At 65.7% G+C, this 17,545-nt stretch carries 16 protein-coding genes; 1 reads left to right on the plus strand and 15 read right to left on the minus strand.

Annotated features, from left to right (window positions below; genetic code table 11):
- Window positions 1-88 precede the first annotated feature (88 nt).
- The 11 genes from ABD231_RS35725 to ABD231_RS35775 are packed head-to-tail and all read right to left on the minus strand — an operon-like array spanning window position 89 to window position 11,306.
- Window positions 89-1,345, minus strand: coding sequence for an ATP-grasp domain-containing protein (locus ABD231_RS35725; protein WP_344162509.1), 1,257 nt, complete (start codon window positions 1,343-1,345; stop codon window positions 89-91).
- A complete protein-coding gene (locus ABD231_RS35730) occupies window positions 1,345-2,787 on the minus strand; it encodes an AMP-binding protein (protein ID WP_344162512.1) in 1,443 nt (480 codons plus the stop codon). The genes ABD231_RS35725 and ABD231_RS35730 overlap by 1 nt, the downstream gene beginning before the upstream one ends.
- Window positions 2,784-3,029, minus strand: coding sequence for an acyl carrier protein (locus ABD231_RS35735; RefSeq protein WP_344162515.1), 246 nt, complete (start codon window positions 3,027-3,029; stop codon window positions 2,784-2,786). The genes ABD231_RS35730 and ABD231_RS35735 overlap by 4 nt, the downstream gene beginning before the upstream one ends.
- Window positions 3,026-3,421, minus strand: coding sequence for a nuclear transport factor 2-like protein (locus ABD231_RS35740; protein ID WP_344162518.1), 396 nt, complete (start codon window positions 3,419-3,421; stop codon window positions 3,026-3,028). The genes ABD231_RS35735 and ABD231_RS35740 overlap by 4 nt, the downstream gene beginning before the upstream one ends.
- A complete protein-coding gene (locus ABD231_RS35745) occupies window positions 3,418-5,739 on the minus strand; it encodes a lantibiotic dehydratase (protein ID WP_344162521.1) in 2,322 nt (773 codons plus the stop codon). The genes ABD231_RS35740 and ABD231_RS35745 overlap by 4 nt, the downstream gene beginning before the upstream one ends.
- Complete coding sequence (locus ABD231_RS35750; RefSeq protein ID WP_344162525.1) at window positions 5,736-7,004, minus strand: condensation domain-containing protein; 1,269 nt, start codon at window positions 7,002-7,004, stop codon at window positions 5,736-5,738. The genes ABD231_RS35745 and ABD231_RS35750 overlap by 4 nt, the downstream gene beginning before the upstream one ends.
- Window positions 7,001-8,296 (minus strand): methylaspartate mutase, encoded by a 1,296-nt coding sequence (locus ABD231_RS35755; RefSeq protein ID WP_344162530.1) that lies wholly within the window; start codon window positions 8,294-8,296, stop codon window positions 7,001-7,003. Before ABD231_RS35755 ends, ABD231_RS35750 begins: the two co-directional genes overlap by 4 nt.
- Complete coding sequence (locus ABD231_RS35760; RefSeq protein ID WP_344162533.1) at window positions 8,293-8,754, minus strand: cobalamin B12-binding domain-containing protein; 462 nt, start codon at window positions 8,752-8,754, stop codon at window positions 8,293-8,295. Before ABD231_RS35760 ends, ABD231_RS35755 begins: the two co-directional genes overlap by 4 nt.
- Window positions 8,751-9,539 (minus strand): ABC transporter permease, encoded by a 789-nt coding sequence (locus ABD231_RS35765; protein WP_344162536.1) that lies wholly within the window; start codon window positions 9,537-9,539, stop codon window positions 8,751-8,753. Before ABD231_RS35765 ends, ABD231_RS35760 begins: the two co-directional genes overlap by 4 nt.
- The gene (locus tag ABD231_RS35770; protein WP_344162539.1) at window positions 9,536-10,303 is read right to left on the minus strand and encodes an ABC transporter permease; all 768 of its coding nucleotides are present in this window, start codon (window positions 10,301-10,303) and stop codon (window positions 9,536-9,538) included. The genes ABD231_RS35765 and ABD231_RS35770 overlap by 4 nt, the downstream gene beginning before the upstream one ends.
- 1 nt (window position 10,304) lies before the next feature.
- Entirely contained in the window at window positions 10,305-11,306 is a 1,002-nt protein-coding gene (locus ABD231_RS35775) for an ABC transporter ATP-binding protein (protein WP_344162542.1), read from the minus strand.
- A 204-nt stretch (window positions 11,307-11,510) separates the two neighbouring features.
- On the opposite strand from ABD231_RS35775, the gene ABD231_RS35780 reads away from it, so the two are divergent.
- The gene (locus ABD231_RS35780; RefSeq protein ID WP_344162545.1) at window positions 11,511-11,693 is read left to right on the plus strand and encodes a hypothetical protein; all 183 of its coding nucleotides are present in this window, start codon (window positions 11,511-11,513) and stop codon (window positions 11,691-11,693) included.
- Here the strand turns inward: ABD231_RS35780 and ABD231_RS35785 are convergent.
- The 4 genes from ABD231_RS35785 to ABD231_RS35800 form a co-directional block, all read right to left on the minus strand.
- Entirely contained in the window at window positions 11,668-14,586 is a 2,919-nt protein-coding gene (locus tag ABD231_RS35785) for an AfsR/SARP family transcriptional regulator (RefSeq protein ID WP_344162548.1), read from the minus strand. The genes ABD231_RS35780 and ABD231_RS35785 overlap by 26 nt on opposite strands.
- Before the next feature lie 376 nt (window positions 14,587-14,962).
- A complete protein-coding gene (locus ABD231_RS35790) occupies window positions 14,963-16,093 on the minus strand; it encodes an NAD(P)/FAD-dependent oxidoreductase (RefSeq protein ID WP_344162551.1) in 1,131 nt (376 codons plus the stop codon).
- Entirely contained in the window at window positions 16,090-16,287 is a 198-nt protein-coding gene (locus ABD231_RS35795; RefSeq protein WP_344162554.1) for a ferredoxin, read from the minus strand. The genes ABD231_RS35790 and ABD231_RS35795 overlap by 4 nt, the downstream gene beginning before the upstream one ends.
- Before the next feature lie 36 nt (window positions 16,288-16,323).
- Window positions 16,324-17,532, minus strand: a complete 1,209-nt coding sequence (locus ABD231_RS35800) for a cytochrome P450 (RefSeq protein WP_344162556.1) — start codon at window positions 17,530-17,532, stop codon at window positions 16,324-16,326.
- Window positions 17,533-17,545: the final 13 nt, after the last annotated feature.

The raw sequence follows: 17,545 nt of genomic DNA on the forward strand, positions 1-17,545 counted from the left end.
CCGGATCCGAGCAGAGTCTTGCTTGAGCGAGCAAGAGTCCCGTTGACGCTGTTCGTTACAGCTGTTGCGACCGACGTCGCCAGTTCAATCATGAATGGAGTTTGACAGTGTTCCCGATCCGAAGATGGGCGGCGCACTCGCGGAGCTTGATGTGATCGCGTGCCACGAGGTCAGGGTCCTGATGAGCGAGCAGTGCCCAGCCGAGTCGCAAGGACGACAACAGATCGGTGGTTGCTTCGATCCGGTCGCCGTTGCGGACATTCAAGGTCAGGCCACGACAGGTCGGCAGTGTACGGATCGGTTCGAAGACTTCGGCGTTCAGGACGACCCCGCTTTCGGCGGTCATGAACATGGCGACCTTCACTGACCGCCGCAACGAGAACCCCTCGGCCTCGTCGGGTTCGCCTCGCAGGTGCCGGACCAGTCGCCGGACCGCGTTGTCACCTGTGGCCAACTCAGCTGCCGCGGCCATCCCGCTACCTGCGATCCGTGAGTTCACCTCGATCAGTCGCGGCCCGTCGGGTGTGAGCATCACTTCGGTGTGCGCGGCGCCGAAGCGGAACCCGATGGCGTCGAGCGCCCGGCGTACGTAGCTGACGAGTTCCGGTACGTCGGGTTCGTCCATCCCGAGGAACTCGACGTCCTGATAGACGGCGAAGCTGTCACCGTTGCTGACCTTCGTATAGCGGCAGACATCTGTCACTGCGTGCCGGCCGTTCGCTGTGAATGTGTTGACGACGAACTCGGTTCCTCGAAGCCGGCGCTGAATGACGATCTCGTCGGCACGTACGCCGGTGGCGTTGGTGCGCCCGAGCAGATTGTTGACGATCGATCGCCAATCGCGACCACCTGGCGCCAGTGTGACTCCGTCGGTCGAGACACTGGTGGCCGGTTTGATCACCAGGTCGTGCCCGGCAACGTCCGGCCTGGTCACGAAGTCCGCTGCTTCCTTCGCGTCGCGGACAAAGATGGTCGGGGCGACGGGTAGGCCGGCCGCCGCCACGGCGTTGATCATATGGCCCTTGTGTCTGCGGCAGTTCGCAAGCGCCGGAACGTTGGCGGCTTGTGGCGTCAGGGCTGCGGCCAGCCGATCGGCCAGGGATACCCCGCTCTCCGATCCCGGGATGACCGCGGCGACGTTCAATGCGGCCAACTGATCGGTCAGGGCATCACCCTGGATCAGGTCGTGGTCGAAGTCACCAGGCCGGAACGCGTTGGTGAACTGAGCCGCGGGGAACGGAGTTGACCGTACGGCGACCGGCGAAAAACCTGCCCGGCGAACAGCCGGCGCATACAGCACGCCGGACGAGTACGGGTCGACGATAATGACATGACGGTTGGACATCAGGCAGCCCTCTCTTCAACCAAGGTGAGCAATGCACGGCGATCGACCTTGCCGTTTGCGGATAGCGGTAACGTCGGCAGTGTGTGTATGCCGTCCGGTGATTCCGGCCCCAAGGTGCGCGCCAGCTCCCTGCGCAACTGGTTCGCCGATGTACCGGCGGAGGTTTCGACGCAGAGCACGATGGTTCCGCCGGCCTCAGGACCCCTTTGGACACAGCCGGCCAGAATTACGCCGGGTAGCTTGCTTGCGGCCTCCTCGACCCCTCCGAGATCAACGAAGACACCGCGCCGTTTGACCCGGGAGTCTTTGCGCCCCTTGATTAGCAGGTTGCCCTGCGCATCCAGGGTCGCGAGGTCTTGACTGTGAAAGATCGTGACGTCTCCCGTGCGGCTCAAGGCAGCCTGATCCGCCGCCGACGCCGTACCGTCCAGGTAGCCGAAGGATCCGTCCGGCGTCTCGATGCTGACCTGGAAGTAGCCGTCGATGGTGTCGGACGGCAACAGTCGTGCGCCTGGCAGCGGCCGGCCCACGGGCTGGATGCCTGGCTGCCGATCGGGCGGTACCGGGAACCAGAACTTGGCCAGCGTGGTCTCTGAAGGCCCGTAGAGATTTCCGATCTGCGAGTTCGGCGCGACGCCACGCCAACCATCCACCTGGACGGCATGCAGTGGTTCACCGGCGAACACCGTCCAGCGGAGGCGATCGAGGGAAACATCGGGCGTCGCGGCTAGCCAGCGCATGGCCAGGCTGGGCACTGCGTGGGCAATACTGATGCGCTGATCGGCCAGCCAGCCAAGCACAGCCCGAGGATCGGCCCGCACGGTTGCGTCGGCGGTGACCAGCTCTGCCCCGGAACACAAGGCGACAAACAGTTCGCGGAACACGACCTCGAACGTCGGCGGGCTGATCATCGCGATCCGATCGGCCGGGCCGATGCCAAGGGTGTCGATCTCCCACTCGACGAATGCCAGCACTCCGCGCTCGTGTGCGACGATCCCCTTCGGCGGACCTTGGGTTCCCGAGGTGAATCCGAGGTACCCGGCGTCTGGACGCAGCTGCCGGGCAGGCGCGATGGACCGAACGAGTTCAGGCTCCTCGAGCACGTCCATCAGCCACACCGGCCGGGCCGCTTCGAGTACGGCGTCTCGTCGTACTGCCGGCATGTGCGGATCGACGAGCATCGGTATCAGGCCCGCGGCGCGGACAGCCAGGAACGCAGGCGCCAGGAAGGTCGAATCGACGACCCGCAGCGCTACCACACCTCCAGGAGCGGCTGTCCGCAGACGCGCGGCCCACGTGTCCACCAGGTCGATCAACTCCCGGTAGCTGAGCCTGGTCCGCGGACCAGCGATCGCCGTACGGGTTGAATTGCTGGCCGCGACTTCTCGCACCCTCTTGACCAGAACGGAGTATTCGGTCGATGTCTCAAGGACGGCAATCATGCTGCGTCCTCCACGCTCTCGAGCAGTGCCTGGTGGATCTCGCGGAGGTCCTCGGCCGCGTACAAGGTGAAAACGTCGACGCCCGTACCGAAACGCTCCTCGATCAGCAAGGACAAGTGGGCGACGGTCAGCGAGTCGCCGCCGATCTCGAAGAAGTTGCTCTCGGGCGTCAGTCCACTGGTTCCAATGACTTCCTCGACCAGCGCGACAACCTCGTTCAGGCTTGCAGTTGCTGCATTCATCGTTCCAGTTCCTCTCTGTCAATACCGCTGTTGTGGGTGAGTACGTAGCGACGCTGACGCACGATCAGCGCATGGCCGGACAAGGTGAAGACATCCACGATGTCGTGTGTCGCGGGTGAATCCTTCGTGCTGACCGAGCCGAGCACGATGACGCGGTTGTCGCACGGAATCACGTAGTTCGGGTGGTGCTGGACCGCGCCGGCTTCGAGTGCGGCGACGCGATCGACGACTTGGTCGCGGCCACGGCCGCGGAGCAGTCCGTCGGCGTCGACTTCCACGTCGGCCTCCAGTAGCGAGGCGTACCCCTCCAGATCGCCGACATCGCAGTAGTGGTAGGCGAGCCGGATGTTTTCGATGCCCATCGCGATCGCGCCGGCAGAGACCCCGCTCATCGGAGGTCACGGCAATCTCGGGCGGCGAAGCGCAGTTCGCAGGTGTAGCGACCGCTGTCCGCATCGGCGAGCCACAGCTCGTCAGGGCCCGGCGTCATCTCGGTGAAGGTGAGTGTGGTCGCATCGCCGTCAGCACCGGTTGACGCCGTACGGCGTACTGACGCGGCAAGCATTTCGACGAGGACCGGCGATGCGAAGTCGACGTAGAAGGGCTTGGTCTCCACCGGGGATTTGACGAAGACGAACCGAGGCAGGCCGAGCTCGGCGGCGAACTGCCGGGTGGCCGCGAAGCGTTGCGGTGCATCGGTGACCCGGGCGAAGTCCATGTCGCCGGCCGCGACTCGCCAGCCCTCACGGGCCAGGACCACGTTGTCCACCGTGATTCGGGGCCGGTGGGCTTTGACGGGGAACAGACCGAAGTGCCTGAGCAGGATCGACTTGAGCGTCTCGGCAAAGAGGTCGAAGACATCGAAGGCGGTGGCCTGCCCCGGGGTTGTGACCACGAGCTGACCGTCACGCTCGCACACCATCGCATCGGCTCCCAGCACAGTCATTCCCTCCGGAGGCGGTGGTGTCTGCGGCATCACCACAAGGCGCTGGTCGTTGGCGCGGTGCAGGGCAGGATGAGAGCGAGCAGTGAAAGGCGGTTTACTCTCGGTCGGTAGCACCGGCAGCAGCCGGGGCTCGGGGAAGGCATCGTCGAGACCTGCATGCAGCAGCGTGGGATTCGGGTGGTGCGGCACCAGGGAGATGTAGTCCATCGAGTTGAGAGCGGGGTGGACCTCACCGAGGACCAGCGTGTACCTCCCGGCGCGGACGTCGTCTTCGCTGCCTGCAGCAACCATGAGGTCGGGGCAGGACAGGACGGCCTGAGTCCAACCTGGTCGGGGTGCATCGAACAGCAGCTTGAGCGGCGTCTCCAACTCGGCCGCGGTGTAGGCCATGTGCTGTTCGTCGGAAGTGAAAGCGAGAACGCTGTCCCAGCGACGGTGGAACTCGGCCATGGCGTCCTTGACGACCTTGTCCAGCCGGCCGAACACCGGAGTGCACTCGCCCCAGAAGGTGGCTACGTCGACACCCTCGGCTGATGGGTTGCGGCTGCGGCCCGACCGATAGGCGGCTCGGACATCCCCTTCCAATTCCTGACGGATCTGCCAGGTCAGCCAGCGAATGCTGTCCAGTACGCCGGTGATCGGCCGCATCTTGTCGACGAATCGATCACCGATCCCCACCGTCACATCGCGTCGGCACTCAAGGAAGGCCAAGGTTCGGCCGCCGTAGGCCTTGCCGGCGTTGCGAGTGCCGCCGGAGCCAGTGAGCCGCTCGAACACTTGCGCCAGACTGTCCAGCGCCTGGCGGAGCTTGACGGGCTGATCCCATACAGCCTGCACGTGCCGCCGACCCTCAATCAGCTGGGTGACTGCGTCGGTCGTCTCGGCTCGTACCGCCGGGTCGTCGATTCCCTCGAGGAGGGCCAGCAAGTCCTCCTCGGGGGTCAACGATGTAGGCAGATCAAGCCGCCAGACCAGCCACCGCTTGCGACGTAGGCGCTCCAGCTGCTCGAAGGCCTCGGCTTCGGTGTCCAGATCGGTCGTCTCGACCAGCTGCCGAGCGATCTGACGGGCGGTCGTGGCGCCGTCGGCCAGCGTCAGCGCGGCAACGGTCACCGGATCGATCGGCTCCGTGGCGCCTCCTGCCAGTCCGGCGGAGTTGCCCTCGATCCGCAGGACCGGGCTGCGGCGCGGTCGTAGCCACGGCCGGAGGTCGAACTTCGCCGCCAGGGTACGGGCCAGGGTGTCGACTGCCCATCGTTCGAGATGAACGGTGCCTTTGGCAACGAGAGCGGGCCCTGGCTCGGCAGTCAGCTCGCTGTCCCCACCGACAGTTGCCCACGCTGTCGGCCCGAAGAAGCCGATGGACTCGTTCTTCAGGCAGTAGCGCTGCCAGTACGTTGCGATCGCCGCTTCACGGCTGCGACGGCGGGCGCGGGTACGGGAGTTGCCAGGGTCGCTGTCACCGAAGTGGCGTAGGTAGGCATCAACAGCGTTGTCGAGGAACTGTGGATTCTGCCACGTGACCGCCAGCCGGAACCGCTCGGATTCGGCGACGATGGCCACCTCCTTGCCGGTGTTCTCGGCAGCCTCGTCCCACGCTGCCAGGTACTCGTCGCTCTCGCAGGCCTGGTCGGCCAGGTTGGCGAGGCGCTCGTCGGCCAGGCGCAGGACGGCGTCGGCAGGGAAGCCTGCGCTGCGGACCATCGCGGTCGGCCACAGCGTCCAATCGCTCTCGCCGATTCGGGTGGAGTTTGGGTTGCTCATCGAAGTTCTCCCTGGATCAGGTCTACGTGGTGGGTGTAACCGTCGGCGAGTAGCTGAAGGAGCTCGCGGACACTCTCTGGATCGAGGTCGTCGGAGTTGCAGAGGAAGCGGAACATGTGCCCGCCCGAGTCCAGCGGGATGAGCTGCAGCTCGAGCCATCGCATGCCCCGCGGGAACTCGGGATGCTGATCGCGGTAGTGCTCCGGAGTGATCCCGGCCACCGGTTCCGTGAAGTAATTGATCAGGAACTGCCGATGGCCGACCGGGCCCCAATCGAGTTCGCCCGTTCCCGCGCAGACTCCGGTGATGTATTCCCAGGGAGTGTCGAGCCGGCCGAGGATCCGGCCCCATGCTTTGCGTACGGCGGTCAGCGCGGTACTCAGATCGCTCAGACCGGCTTGGACGATGCGCACCGGGGCCACGGTCGCCAACCACCCGTAGACCGCAGCATGAGCCGGCCCGCGGCCGTGATGCACGACCGCGAACGACATGTCGTCGGTGTCGGTCGCCGCGGCAATGGTTGCGGCGAAAGAGGCCATCGCGAGCATGAACGGGGTCGTCCTCGCCTTGCGGGCAACGGACACGATGGTGGCCGGGTCGATCGGGACGTGAATGCTGACTGCGACGGTATTCGCACCAGAACCGGGTACGGCATCGCGGATGGCCGGCAGTGCCGTCGCCCGCCGCGGCGACGTACCGCCGAGTGCCTCGGTCCAGAACGAGCGTGCCTCCGCAGCGGCGTCATGGTTCCGCGGGTCGAACTCGGAGCGCTGGCGTCGTGCCCACTCCTCGAAGCGCCCTCCGCCACGAGACGCCTCAGGCTCCTGACCGGTGCGGATCTCACGAGCGATCAACGCGGCGGTCACTACGTCGGCGATCAGGTGGTCGATGACCAGGAGGGCCTCGGTCGGCGCGCCTTTCGTTGGGGTGAACACGACCAGCCGCCAGAGTGGCCCCGCTGCTTCCCAATCATCGTCAAGGGCTGCTCGGAAGAGCCGGTCGCGGTCTTGAGGGTCTGCGGACGGGACCGAGATGATCGGCGCCTGGACCAGGTCCGCGTAGGTGACGCCTGTTCGGTCGACGGCCACGGTTCGCAGACCGGGCTCACGCGCTGTCATCCGCTCGACTCGTCGGCGAAGTTCCTCCATCGACACCGATCCAGGCAGCGCGAACCGCTGCCAAATAGGGTCGCGACCGTGTCCGTTGAGCTGGGTCGTCTCCTGCTGGACGCTCAGCGTTCCGCGGGTCATGGTGCTCGTAGTCATCGAATCCTCCGGTGTCTGGGGGCCGGCTCAGGTGTGGGTCCGGGGAAGTGGCCGAGTCCGTCGAAGTGCGCGGCGACATGCCCGAGGTCGGCCAGTAGCGCAGCTGAGGTCAGCTCCGGTACGCCGGCACTCGGTCGCCGCAGTGGCATGGAGCCAACACATAGCCAGGTCAGGCGTCCGTTCCGGTCGATGCGGGAGATCGCTTGACGTGAGTTGTCAGGGTGCAAGCAGAAGGGAACGTCCAGGTAGCCGCGGCGAAGTGCCTCTGTCAGCGCGGAGCCGATGTCGGGTGACAGTTCGAGCGTCGCCTCGATCAAGGCCCGTGCGTCACTCAGAATGGTGTCGGGGCTCTCAGCCGCGCGAGCGCGATCTGTGGCGGCCAGTTCGTCGGCGGCCGCCAGCAGGGCCGCTGTGTTCTCTGCGATCGTCGGGATTCGTTGCGACTCGACCGTTGTCTTGACGATCAGCCGGTCGGCGGCACCGTCGACGGCGAGTCTGGCGGCCTGCCGGCTCAACCGCTGCGCGCCCTCCGGCGTCCGGGGGAATACCCCCATGTAGGTGTAGAGGACGACGTGCCAGTCGATATCGGCCAGATACTCGCCGGCCAGTTGGCGAAGGGCCAGTAGTGCCTCCTGATCCTGTTGGTGGTCGGTTTGCTGGGTGTAGCTGAGCGAGACACTGCGCAGCCCGTGCTGACGGAAGAACAGCGCTTCGAGAACGCTGATCGCGATCAGCAGTTCCGGTGGGCAGAGTTGGCCCATCATGCAGCCGCCGAATGTCTCCAGGTGCGGCTTGACGTCGGGGCCGTCCAGAGCGGCGAGCAGCTCGGCGGTACGGCGCCAGTTGTCGACCGATTCGGCCACTGGAAGCCGGCTGTAGGGAAGGCAGTACGACAGCGGACCGCCTTCAGTGGCATACAGCCCTGCTGCTGTCATCGCACGGACGATGTCCATTGGCGCCGGACTCCCGTGCCGAACCTGAATCGGGAAGTCGTCGCCGAGGTCCCTGACCACCTCCCTGGTCGTTGCTTCTCCGGCGGTGACAATCGGATAGCCGTTGAGGTCACCACCCGTGCTGATCGCGGTACGAACACCGGCGTAGTCACGAAGCCTGGTGTAGCTGTCGACCGTGATGGTCCCTGCAGTGGCTGCCGCGGTCGCGGCCACCGCCGTCAACCCGGCCCGCATCCGGCTGGGTTCACCGAATCCCATGCGCGGCTGGACGACGACCTCACCGCGAGCCCTGACTCGGCGGACATAGCCGCCGAAGTCGTGCCGCATCCCGGCGCTCATCGACTCGTCCCGTAGCTTGCGACCAGCTCGCGAGCGGGCGTGTCTCGCACGGTGCGGGCGAAGCGCTGGAACTCGGGGAGAGAGTCGCCCTCGAAGACGCCGTCGAAACCAGCAGACAGCAGCCGGCTCCGTCGTACCGGAGCGCCTTCCGCGCCGCCGATGCCAAGCTTTCCGCCGATCACTGCGGGGAGCGTTGCAAGCCCTGGCGTGATGCGTAGCCGGCGGATCATTCGCTCGCCGTCGATCGCGCCATGTCCGTTGACCGAGCTGATCACCAGCAAGGCGGGACGCTGTTCGGAGCAGGTGCGGACCAGCAGCTCGTCTGGTACACAAGCGCCGAGGTTGTGGACCTGGTAGCCGGTCTCTGCGAGCAGCAGTTCGAGGAAGATCAGATTCCAGGTGTGCGAGTCCGAGGAGACCGTGCTCAGCACGGCTGTGGGGATGGGTGAGTTGTTCATGAGGCGTAGTCCAAGGTCCCGAGCCGGCGGCCCCGCCGGATGGTGATCGTGATGGTGAGAAAGCAGATGGCGAGCCAGGAGAAGCCCACGAGTAGCTCCTGCGCAGCCGGTAGCAGCGCGCCGGCCAGGTCACCGTCCACGGCGTGGCGGACGGCGGTGAGTCCATGGGTCAGCGGAAGTACGGAGGAGACCCACCGCACTGGTTCGGGGTAGAAGCTGAGCGGCACGTTGACTCCGCACAGCGTCATGAGACTGACCAGGGAGACGTTCGTGACGATGGTTTCGATGGCTCGGAAGCCGAGCAGAAGGCTGCCGAGCAGGATGCCGAAGCAGTACGCCGATGTCGCGACGACCGCGATCAGTAGCACCATTACAACCAGGGTTGGCCATGGCAGTGGCACGCCGAACAGGACCGTGGTGATCAGTGTCGCGGCGGACGCCGACAACGTGCCATCAAGGATCAGGTAGGACCCGCGGGCGGTCAGCACCACTGCCGGATGCGTCGGCCCCGAGGCCAGCAGCGGCAGTGTGCCCGCGCTGCGTTCAAGACTGACCATGTTCACGGCCCACAGGCCGGCCATCGCGGCCAGGAGGACGGAGTTGCCGATCAGCAGGAACTTGGTCTGTTCCGGCGAGTCGAGCAGCTTGCCGACCAGGGCGAAGAAGCTGACCTGAGCGACAACCCGAACCAGCCAGTTGGTGAGCCAGGTCTTCCAGGTGAAGATCGCGGTGTAGTCACGGGCGCCGAGCCAGAATGCGCGGCGTACGACGGAGAGGAGATTCATCGCAGCACCAGCTCCCCGGTACGTCGTACCTGGACCAGAATCCTTCGCAGTACCGCGGCACCGGCCACGAGCGCGGCAGTCCCGAGTAGCGCGATCATGCCGAGTCTGAACCCTGCATTCGGTACTGGTGCGGCGCTGATGCAGGCACGCAGCAGGTCAGCCGACCAGGAGAGGAAGACCCCCTTCGACAGCGGCTGGAGCCAGCTCGGGAGCAACGCGACCGGTACCAGGATTCCGCCCAGCACGTAGAACGGGTAGCTCGCCGAGTTGGAGAAGGTGACGGCGTTGCGGGCCAGTACGAACGTGGTTGCCATCAGCAACGCGGTAGCCACGGTGGCGAACAGAGTCAGCGCGAAGGAAGCGAGGAAGATGTCCCAGTGCCGGATGGTGACGTCGCTGTGCAGGACGTAGCGAGCGAACAACCAGGTCTCGGCGAATGCGGCGACTCCAGGGATGGCGATCGCCGAGACGCGGCCACACACGACGGCGGCGAGTCCGGCCGGCGCACCGACCACGTACTCGAGCGTGCCTTCCCAGCGGTCCGTCTGGATGATCCAGCCTCCGCTGAAGAGCGCAAACCACCACAGCGACATGTAGAACGGTGCCAGCGACGCGGCGCCGGCCAGATCGGGACGGCCGTTGTGACTCAGGATCATCGCGAAGATTCCGCCGTACACGGGCGCAGTGAGCAGAGGCACGAGCAGATCGGGATACCGGCGGTAGAAACGCAACTGCAGGACGAACCCGGCGCGGAGCGCAGTCATCTCAGACCTCCAGCCCGCGGTCGCCGATGAGCTGGAAGTAGACGTCCTCCAGTGACGGCCTGAGCGTGTGCAACGAGGTGATTCCACGATCGGCTGCGAAGTGGAGCACTCGCGTCAGACCTTGATTCGAGTTGACGAGGACCCGCACGCTGTCTCCGGTGACTGTGGCGGATCTGACCCCTGGGAGGGCGGACAGTTCCGCGATCGCCGCCATGTTCGGGTCGTCGAACTCGATTCCCCGGACGGCAGACACGAGCTCGGCTACCGCGCTCGGCGAACGGGTCGCGACGATCGCGCCGTCCCTGACGAAACTGACCCGGTCGCACAGGGCCTCCGCCTCGGCCATGTCATGCGTGGCCAGCAAGATTGTCCGCTGTTCGCTCCGCAATTCACCGATCAGGGTGCGGAACTCGTGGGCTGCGACCGGGTCCATGCCCATCGTCGGCTCGTCGAGGAACAGTACTCGCGCGTCGCCGATCAAGCCACGAGCCAAGTGCAGCCGCTGCTTCATGCCCCGGGAGAACGTCTCGACCCGTGCATCGGCCTTCGACTCCAGACCGAGTCGGTGCAGCAGCTGGCCGACTCGATCCCGCAGTACGGCGCGGGGCACTTTCTGTGCGGCGCCCCAGAACTCGAGGTTCTCTCGAGCGGTGAGCCGCGAGTACAGGCCGCGCTCTCCACCGAGGACGACCCCGATGAGCCGCCGGACCTCGCGGCTGTGCTGGACGACGTCGCGGCCACAGATCATCGCCTGCCCTTGGGTCGGCAGGAGGACTGTGCTGAGGATCTTGACCAGGGTGGTCTTGCCTGCACCGTTCGGTCCGAGGAGCCCGTGCACCTCGCCTTCCAAGACGCTGAGATCGAGGCCGCGCAGCGCCCGGACCGGTGCCTTCTTCTTCCGGGTGAACTCCCGAACGAGGCCGACCGTCGCAATCGCGGTGGTGACCGATGCTGCGGGTGTCAAGACGTCCTGTGGCGCCCGTTCGCTGATAGCCAGTGTCATCCGATGCTCCTTGAAAGCGTCGTCCTCGAGTTGGGTGTCCAGTCCGTGAGGAGCTGGCAAGAACCAATCTCGGGGAGCGACCTATTGCATCGGTATCAACCGGATATTTGCTGCGATAGCCGCCGCGATAGCGACGCAATAGCGACGCGATGGGCACCGGCCGCAGGCTGGAGTCATCAACCCGCCCACGAAGGAGAATCAAAGATGTCGATCAAGAAGGCGCTCATCGCCCCGGCCACTGTCGCGCTGCTCCTGGCAGGCCTGACCACCGGTCCTCAGGTGACCACGTCCGGCCTCAGCGAAACTCAGACGCCGAGCACCGTGACGACGGACCTGGTCGTCGCCGACGGCCCGGTGGTCCCTAGCGGAGACACGCCGTGGACGTGAGAGGCCCTTGGCCCTTCCGCTGCTCGAGCAGAGTGGTGATGTCGGCGCGCACTGCTGCTGCGCCGCCGGTGTCCAGGAGGGATTCCCGGATCGTGACGGCCTGAGTGAGGTACAGCATGGCCTGCTCGGCGTTCTGCAGCCGGATGCTCAGTCGGCCAAGGTCATGCAGGATGTGTCCCTCGCCGACGAGATCGCCACTGGCCCGCACCATGGCGAGTACCTCCTGGAGGGTTCGCTCGGCTGCCGAGAATTCGCCCTGGCAGGTCAGCAGCTGGCCTAGGCGGCGCAAGGCCAGCGCCTGTCCGCGATCGAAGCCTACCGACCGACAGATTCCCAGCGCCTCGTCAAGAGACGAGCGCGCCCGCGCAAAGTCCGGCATACGGATCAGAATGTGCGCCATCTCAACGAGCACGTGAGCACGCCCGACGATGTCCCCGGCCGTGATGAAGTACTGCTCAGCCAGCTCGTACTGCGCTAGCGCGGCGTCATCGGCGCCGCTACTCCGCTGGATCAGGGCCTGGTCACGGTGGCACAGTGCACGACCACTAGGGTCCTCGATGTCCACGAAGAGTTTCAGTGCGGCGTCGAGGTAGGAGCCCGCTGCGCCGTACTCGCCTCGACTCAGATGCAGCGCGCCCAGGGAGCGCAAGACCGCCGCCTGGCCGCGAAGATTGCCGGCCGCACGCACCGCCTCCAACGCCACTCGATGCGTGCTCTCCCACAACTCCGGATAGCCGCGGGCCTCGAACAAGGTCACCAATGTGGTGGCGAGCTGCCAGCAGGACTCGTCCAGACCCGACTTGGCGGCGAGATTGACAAGGTTCGCCAGGTTTTCGTGCTCAGACTCCAGCCAGGCCAGCGGATCCATGAGCTGCCGTCGTACCAGGTCGGCTGGGAGATGCCATTTCTCCGCCTGGCCCGGGACTATGGTGTACGGACCGCCGTAGATCTGCAGGTGGGCCTGCTCCACCAGTGCCGTCCAGCCTCCGACCAATCGCCGGATCGCCGGGGCCTGGTCGGCCGGCGTGATCTCCGCGGTCAGTCGGTCGTGCGCGAACATCCGCACGGTCTGCGGCAAGCTGCACCGGTATTCTCCAGCTGAATCCATCGCCGTGATCTCAAGCAGCCGCAGGTCGATCAGGGGGTCGAGAAGATCAGCCGGCGACGGTCCTCGATCGTCGGCCAGTGCAGCCCCTACCCAGCTCGGCATCGTCGTACCGTCGGCCAGAGCCAGCAGACAGAGCAACCGCCGGTCGGGTGCTGCCAGCCCTTCATAGCTGAGTCTCAGGCTGGCTCGGATCGAGAGTTCGCCGTGCGCGAGCTCGTCCAGCCGTAGATGCTCGTCCTGGAGCCGACGGACCATCCAGCTCAGCGGCCAATGAGGGCGGGCCGCCAGCCGAGCCGCGATGATGCGCAGCGCGAGCGGCAACCCGCCGACGAGCTGCACCAGCACCCGGGCGGCGTCCGCCTCGTCCAGCACGCGGCTTTCACCGATGGCCTGCCCGAGCAGCTGGACCGCCAGATCCCCGCCGAGCGGCTCGAGGCCGAACCGACCATTGATGGGCAGGCTGGTCAACCGGTTGCGGCTGGTGATCGCCACCGCGCTTCGTCCGCTACCGGGTAGCAGGGGGCGAACCTGTGCTTCGTTGTCGGCATCGTCGAGCACGACCAGGATTCGCCGGTCGGCGAGCAGGCTGCGATACAGCTCCGCCCGCTCGTCAAGCGGCTCAGGGATCGCCTGGCCAGGGAGACCCAAGGCCCGCAGGAATCGACCCAGTACCTGGGCAGGACCGAGTGGCTGACCGCACGTTCCACGCAGGTCGCAGTAGAGCTGGCCGTCCGGGTAGTGATCGTCCGCCAACCGGTAGGCGACGTGGGTGGCCATCGTGGTCTTGCCGACACCTGGCCCACCTGTCAGCAGCACCACCGTAGCGGCTGCACGCTGCAGCGACGGCGTCAGCGCCGTACAGATCTCCTTGATCAGCGTGTCGTCCGCGACGAAATCCACCACGTCAGCAGGCAACTGGCGGGGCACGACCCTCTCGGAGGCTGCCAGTGCCGGCGCCACCTCCACCTCGGCCCCGCCTGTCGCTTCGGCCCCGCCGGTCACGTCGGGGTCATCGGCCAGAATCGCGTCCGCAAGATCACGCAGGTCCTTGCCGGGGTCGAGTCCGAGCTCGTCCGCGAGCATCCGTCGGACCTGCTGATAGCTCTCCAGAGCTTCTGCCTGTCGCCCTGATCGATGCAAGGCGACCATCAGGTGGCCGCGCAGCCGCTCGCGCAATGGGTGCTCGGCGACCAGACGCTGGAGTTCGCTGACCAACTGCTCGTGGCGGCCGAGCTCGAGCTCCAGCCGAAGGCACACCTCCAGCGCTTCGATCCGGCTTTCGTCCAAGGAAGCGGCGATGTTCGCGATGGCCTCGTGGGGGAGCCCGGTCAGGCTGGGGCCTCGCCACAACTGCTCTGCGGCGCGAAGGAGTTCAATTGCTGCGGCCGGGTCACCCGCCCGGGCCAACTCACGACCCGCCCGCACGAGGCCGCGAAACCGGTTGAGATCGGTGGAGTCCTCCGGCGCTATGAGCAGATAGCCGTGGGCCCGAGTCTCAACGGTCGCATCGACGCCCCCCGTGGCCAGAATCTTGCGGAGACCCGAGACGCAGATCTGAATTTGGGTGCGGGCTGTTGCCGGCGGATCCTCGCCCCAGACAAGGTCGACCAGAGAGCTGACATCGACCACTCGGTTGAGATTGAGGACCAGTGCGGCGAGCACCACTTCCTGCCGGCCCGGCGGAATACGCACAGGTCTCGAGGCATCGCCGACCTCGAATGGTCCGAGAACCCGAAAGAGGTACGACTCTCCGGGGACGCCGCCGAACGGACTAAAGGATGCCATCTGGACCTACTCGACCGCAGACAGGGCGGCGCGGTGAGGCCATGAATCGTTCTGATACTCCACAGCTACTCCCTCGAGGGCGACACAAGGGCGTGCGATTCCGATCCGTTCGACTCGGAACACTCGCAGTGACGCGCATTGGACCGCTGCTGCTCCGGACAGGGCGCCCAGTTCACTCATTATTGACCGGCCTCACGCGATGCCTTCCAGGACCGCGTCAGTATGTCGTGCGTCGCATGCCGTAGGCAACTAGATGGCAAACCTTTCATCTGCCGTGTATGTAACGTTCCCTACAGAGGGTAATCGTGTCCTTCATGGCAGTCAAGGAGATCGTCTCGGCGTGTATATCGATGAAGACCCCAGGGAGCCGAGCGAATCAGGCAGGCTGACCGATCCTGCTGCGCAGCAGGCGGGTGTCCCTCGGCAGGTCCCACCCCACTACCCCGGTGATCACGCCCCGGTCGGCATAGGTGACGGCGAACCTCCCGATGCCTGGATCGCCTGCTGCGATGACGGGCTGAGATGTGTTCGAGAACGTGCCGTATGCCTGGATTCTGGTCTCGTAATGGTCGGTCCAGAAGTAAGGGATCGGTGCGTAGGGTTTGCCCAGGCCAAGCAGCGTTTGTGCAGCGGCCATGCCCTGCTCGGTAGCGTTCATCCGGTGTTCGACCCGCATCCGTCCGAACTGCGGGTGCGACCAACTGGCGACGTCTCCGGCGGCTACCACGTTAGGGCCCGCTTGGCACAGCGCGTCACAGTCGACGCCGTCTGTCAGGGACAACCCGCTGGTGCGCAGCCAGTCGGTGTTGGGCACCGATCCGGTCGCGAGCAGCACGACATCGGCGGGCAGGAGGTTCCCGTCGGCCAACTCGACGCCGCACACCCGCTCGCTGCCGGCCAGCGCGGTCACCACGGCGCCCATCCGTAGCCGCACATCGTTCGCGGTGTGTAGCTCGGCGACCAGTCCTCCGATCAACGGACCGAACTGGGTGATCATCGGTGCGGGCAGGGGGTCAACGAGGGTGACATCGAGTCCGAGGGTGGCGGCCACGGCGGCGACCTCGGATCCCAGGAACCCGGCTCCGACGACCACGACCGAGCGCGCGCTCGCCAGTTCGTCGCGCAGAGTGAGCGCGTCGGTCATGGTGCGGAGCGTATGCACACCCTCCAAGTTGCGATGGAAGGGCGGAACTCGGGCTCGCACTCCAGTCGCGATGACCAGCCCGTCGTACTCGAGTGTGTCCCCTGTGGACAGTGCGAGCCGTTGTCCTGCCACATCCAACCCGACGGCCCGTACCCCGAGCTCCCACCGAACATCCGCAGTACAGGGCAGCTCAGCCTTGCTCGGTTCCCAGGCGCCCGCCAGTACCTGCTTCGACAGCGGCGGGCGGTCGTACGGCATCAGCGGCTCGTCGCCGATCACCCGGATCGGAGCGTCGTACCCCTCCCGCCGCAGTGTTTGTGCAGCTGCCAAACCGGCCGCAGAGGCCCCTACGACGGCGATCACGACTCGTCCAAGGCGATGGCCAGCGCCGGGCAGACCCTCGCCGCCTGCCGTACGTCCTCGTGTGACCCAATAGGCGGCCTGTTGTCCAGCAGCACCACGATTCCGTCTTCGTCCCGCTGGTCGAACACATCCGGGGCCAGAAGCACACATTGCCCAGCGCCGACGCACGTGTCCTGGTTGACATCAATCTTCATAGCCAGCTCCTCTTTGTGATCGAATTTCGCTCCCGCTCACCAGGTGACCGGGAGCGAGTGCACGCCGTAAATGATCGAGTCGTGTTTGAATGCGACGTCCTCGATCGGAGTCGCCAGCCTCAATGTGGGAATGCGGCGGTACAGGGTTCCGTAGACGACCTGCAGTTCCATCCGCGCAAGCGCCTGTCCCAGGCACTGGTGTACGCCGAACCCGAAAGCCTGGTGGTGGCGAACTGGATGGCGTATGTCGAGCCGGTCCGGATCAGGCAGTCCCGGGAACACCCGCCCAGTGCGGTTGCCTGCCTCGAGGGCCAGGATGACGCCTTCTCCCCGGCGTACCAGCTTGCCGCCGACCTCGACGTCTTCAATAGCCGTACGGCGCAGGCCGGAGTGCACGATTGACAGATAGCGCAATAGCTCCTCAACCGCGCCTGCGACTACTTGCGGATCGTCGGTCGCGCGCAGATCGGCTAGCTGGTCGGGGTGTTCCAGCAGGGCTGCGGTGCCCAGCGCGATCATGTTCGCAGTGGTTTCGTGTCCGCCGGAGAGGATCAGCATCGCCATGGTGACGACTTCGTCCCGGCTCAGCCGGGCAGTTCGCATTTGCTCCACCACTAGCGCGCTGATCACGTCATCACCTGGTTGGGCGTCCTTGGCCTCGACCAGTCGGTGCAGGTATTCGCCCAGTTCCCGAGCGGCACCGAGCGCATCGTCCTGGGTTGCCGTGCTCGAGGCAAGGACTGTGCTGACCCGGTGGAAGAACTCGTGGTCTGCGTACGGTACGCCGAGCAGCTCACAGATCACCGACAGCGGCACGGGAAGTGCGAACTCGCTCACCAGATCGACCGGGCGCGCCCTCGCCAGCATGCGGTCGATGAACCCGTCCACGATCTGCTGCACGCGTGGACGCATCGCTTCGACCCGTTTGACCATGAACTTCCCGGTCAGCATCCGGCGCCGGGCGTCGTGGTCGGGGTTGTCCATCAGGACGAACGGTGGAACGCCGTCTCGTTGCACCGAAACTGCCGCGGAACTGACGGGGTAACCAGGCTTCCGCACATCAGAGCTGAACCGCTGGTCGGTCAGTACTGAGCGTTGCAACTCGTAGTCGGTGACCAGCCAGGGCGTCTCACCGTTCCAGATCCGCACCCGCGCTATGCGGTCCACCTGTCGCAGTGCCGGTGCCGGATCGAACGGGCACTTCCTGGCCCGCTCCATTGGATAGGCGGGCAGGTTCTCCGTCATCGCAACTCCTGAA

It is taken from the genome of Kribbella yunnanensis (assembly GCF_039529655.1).
In the GTDB taxonomy this organism is placed as follows: Bacteria; Actinomycetota; Actinomycetes; order Propionibacteriales; family Kribbellaceae; genus Kribbella; species Kribbella yunnanensis.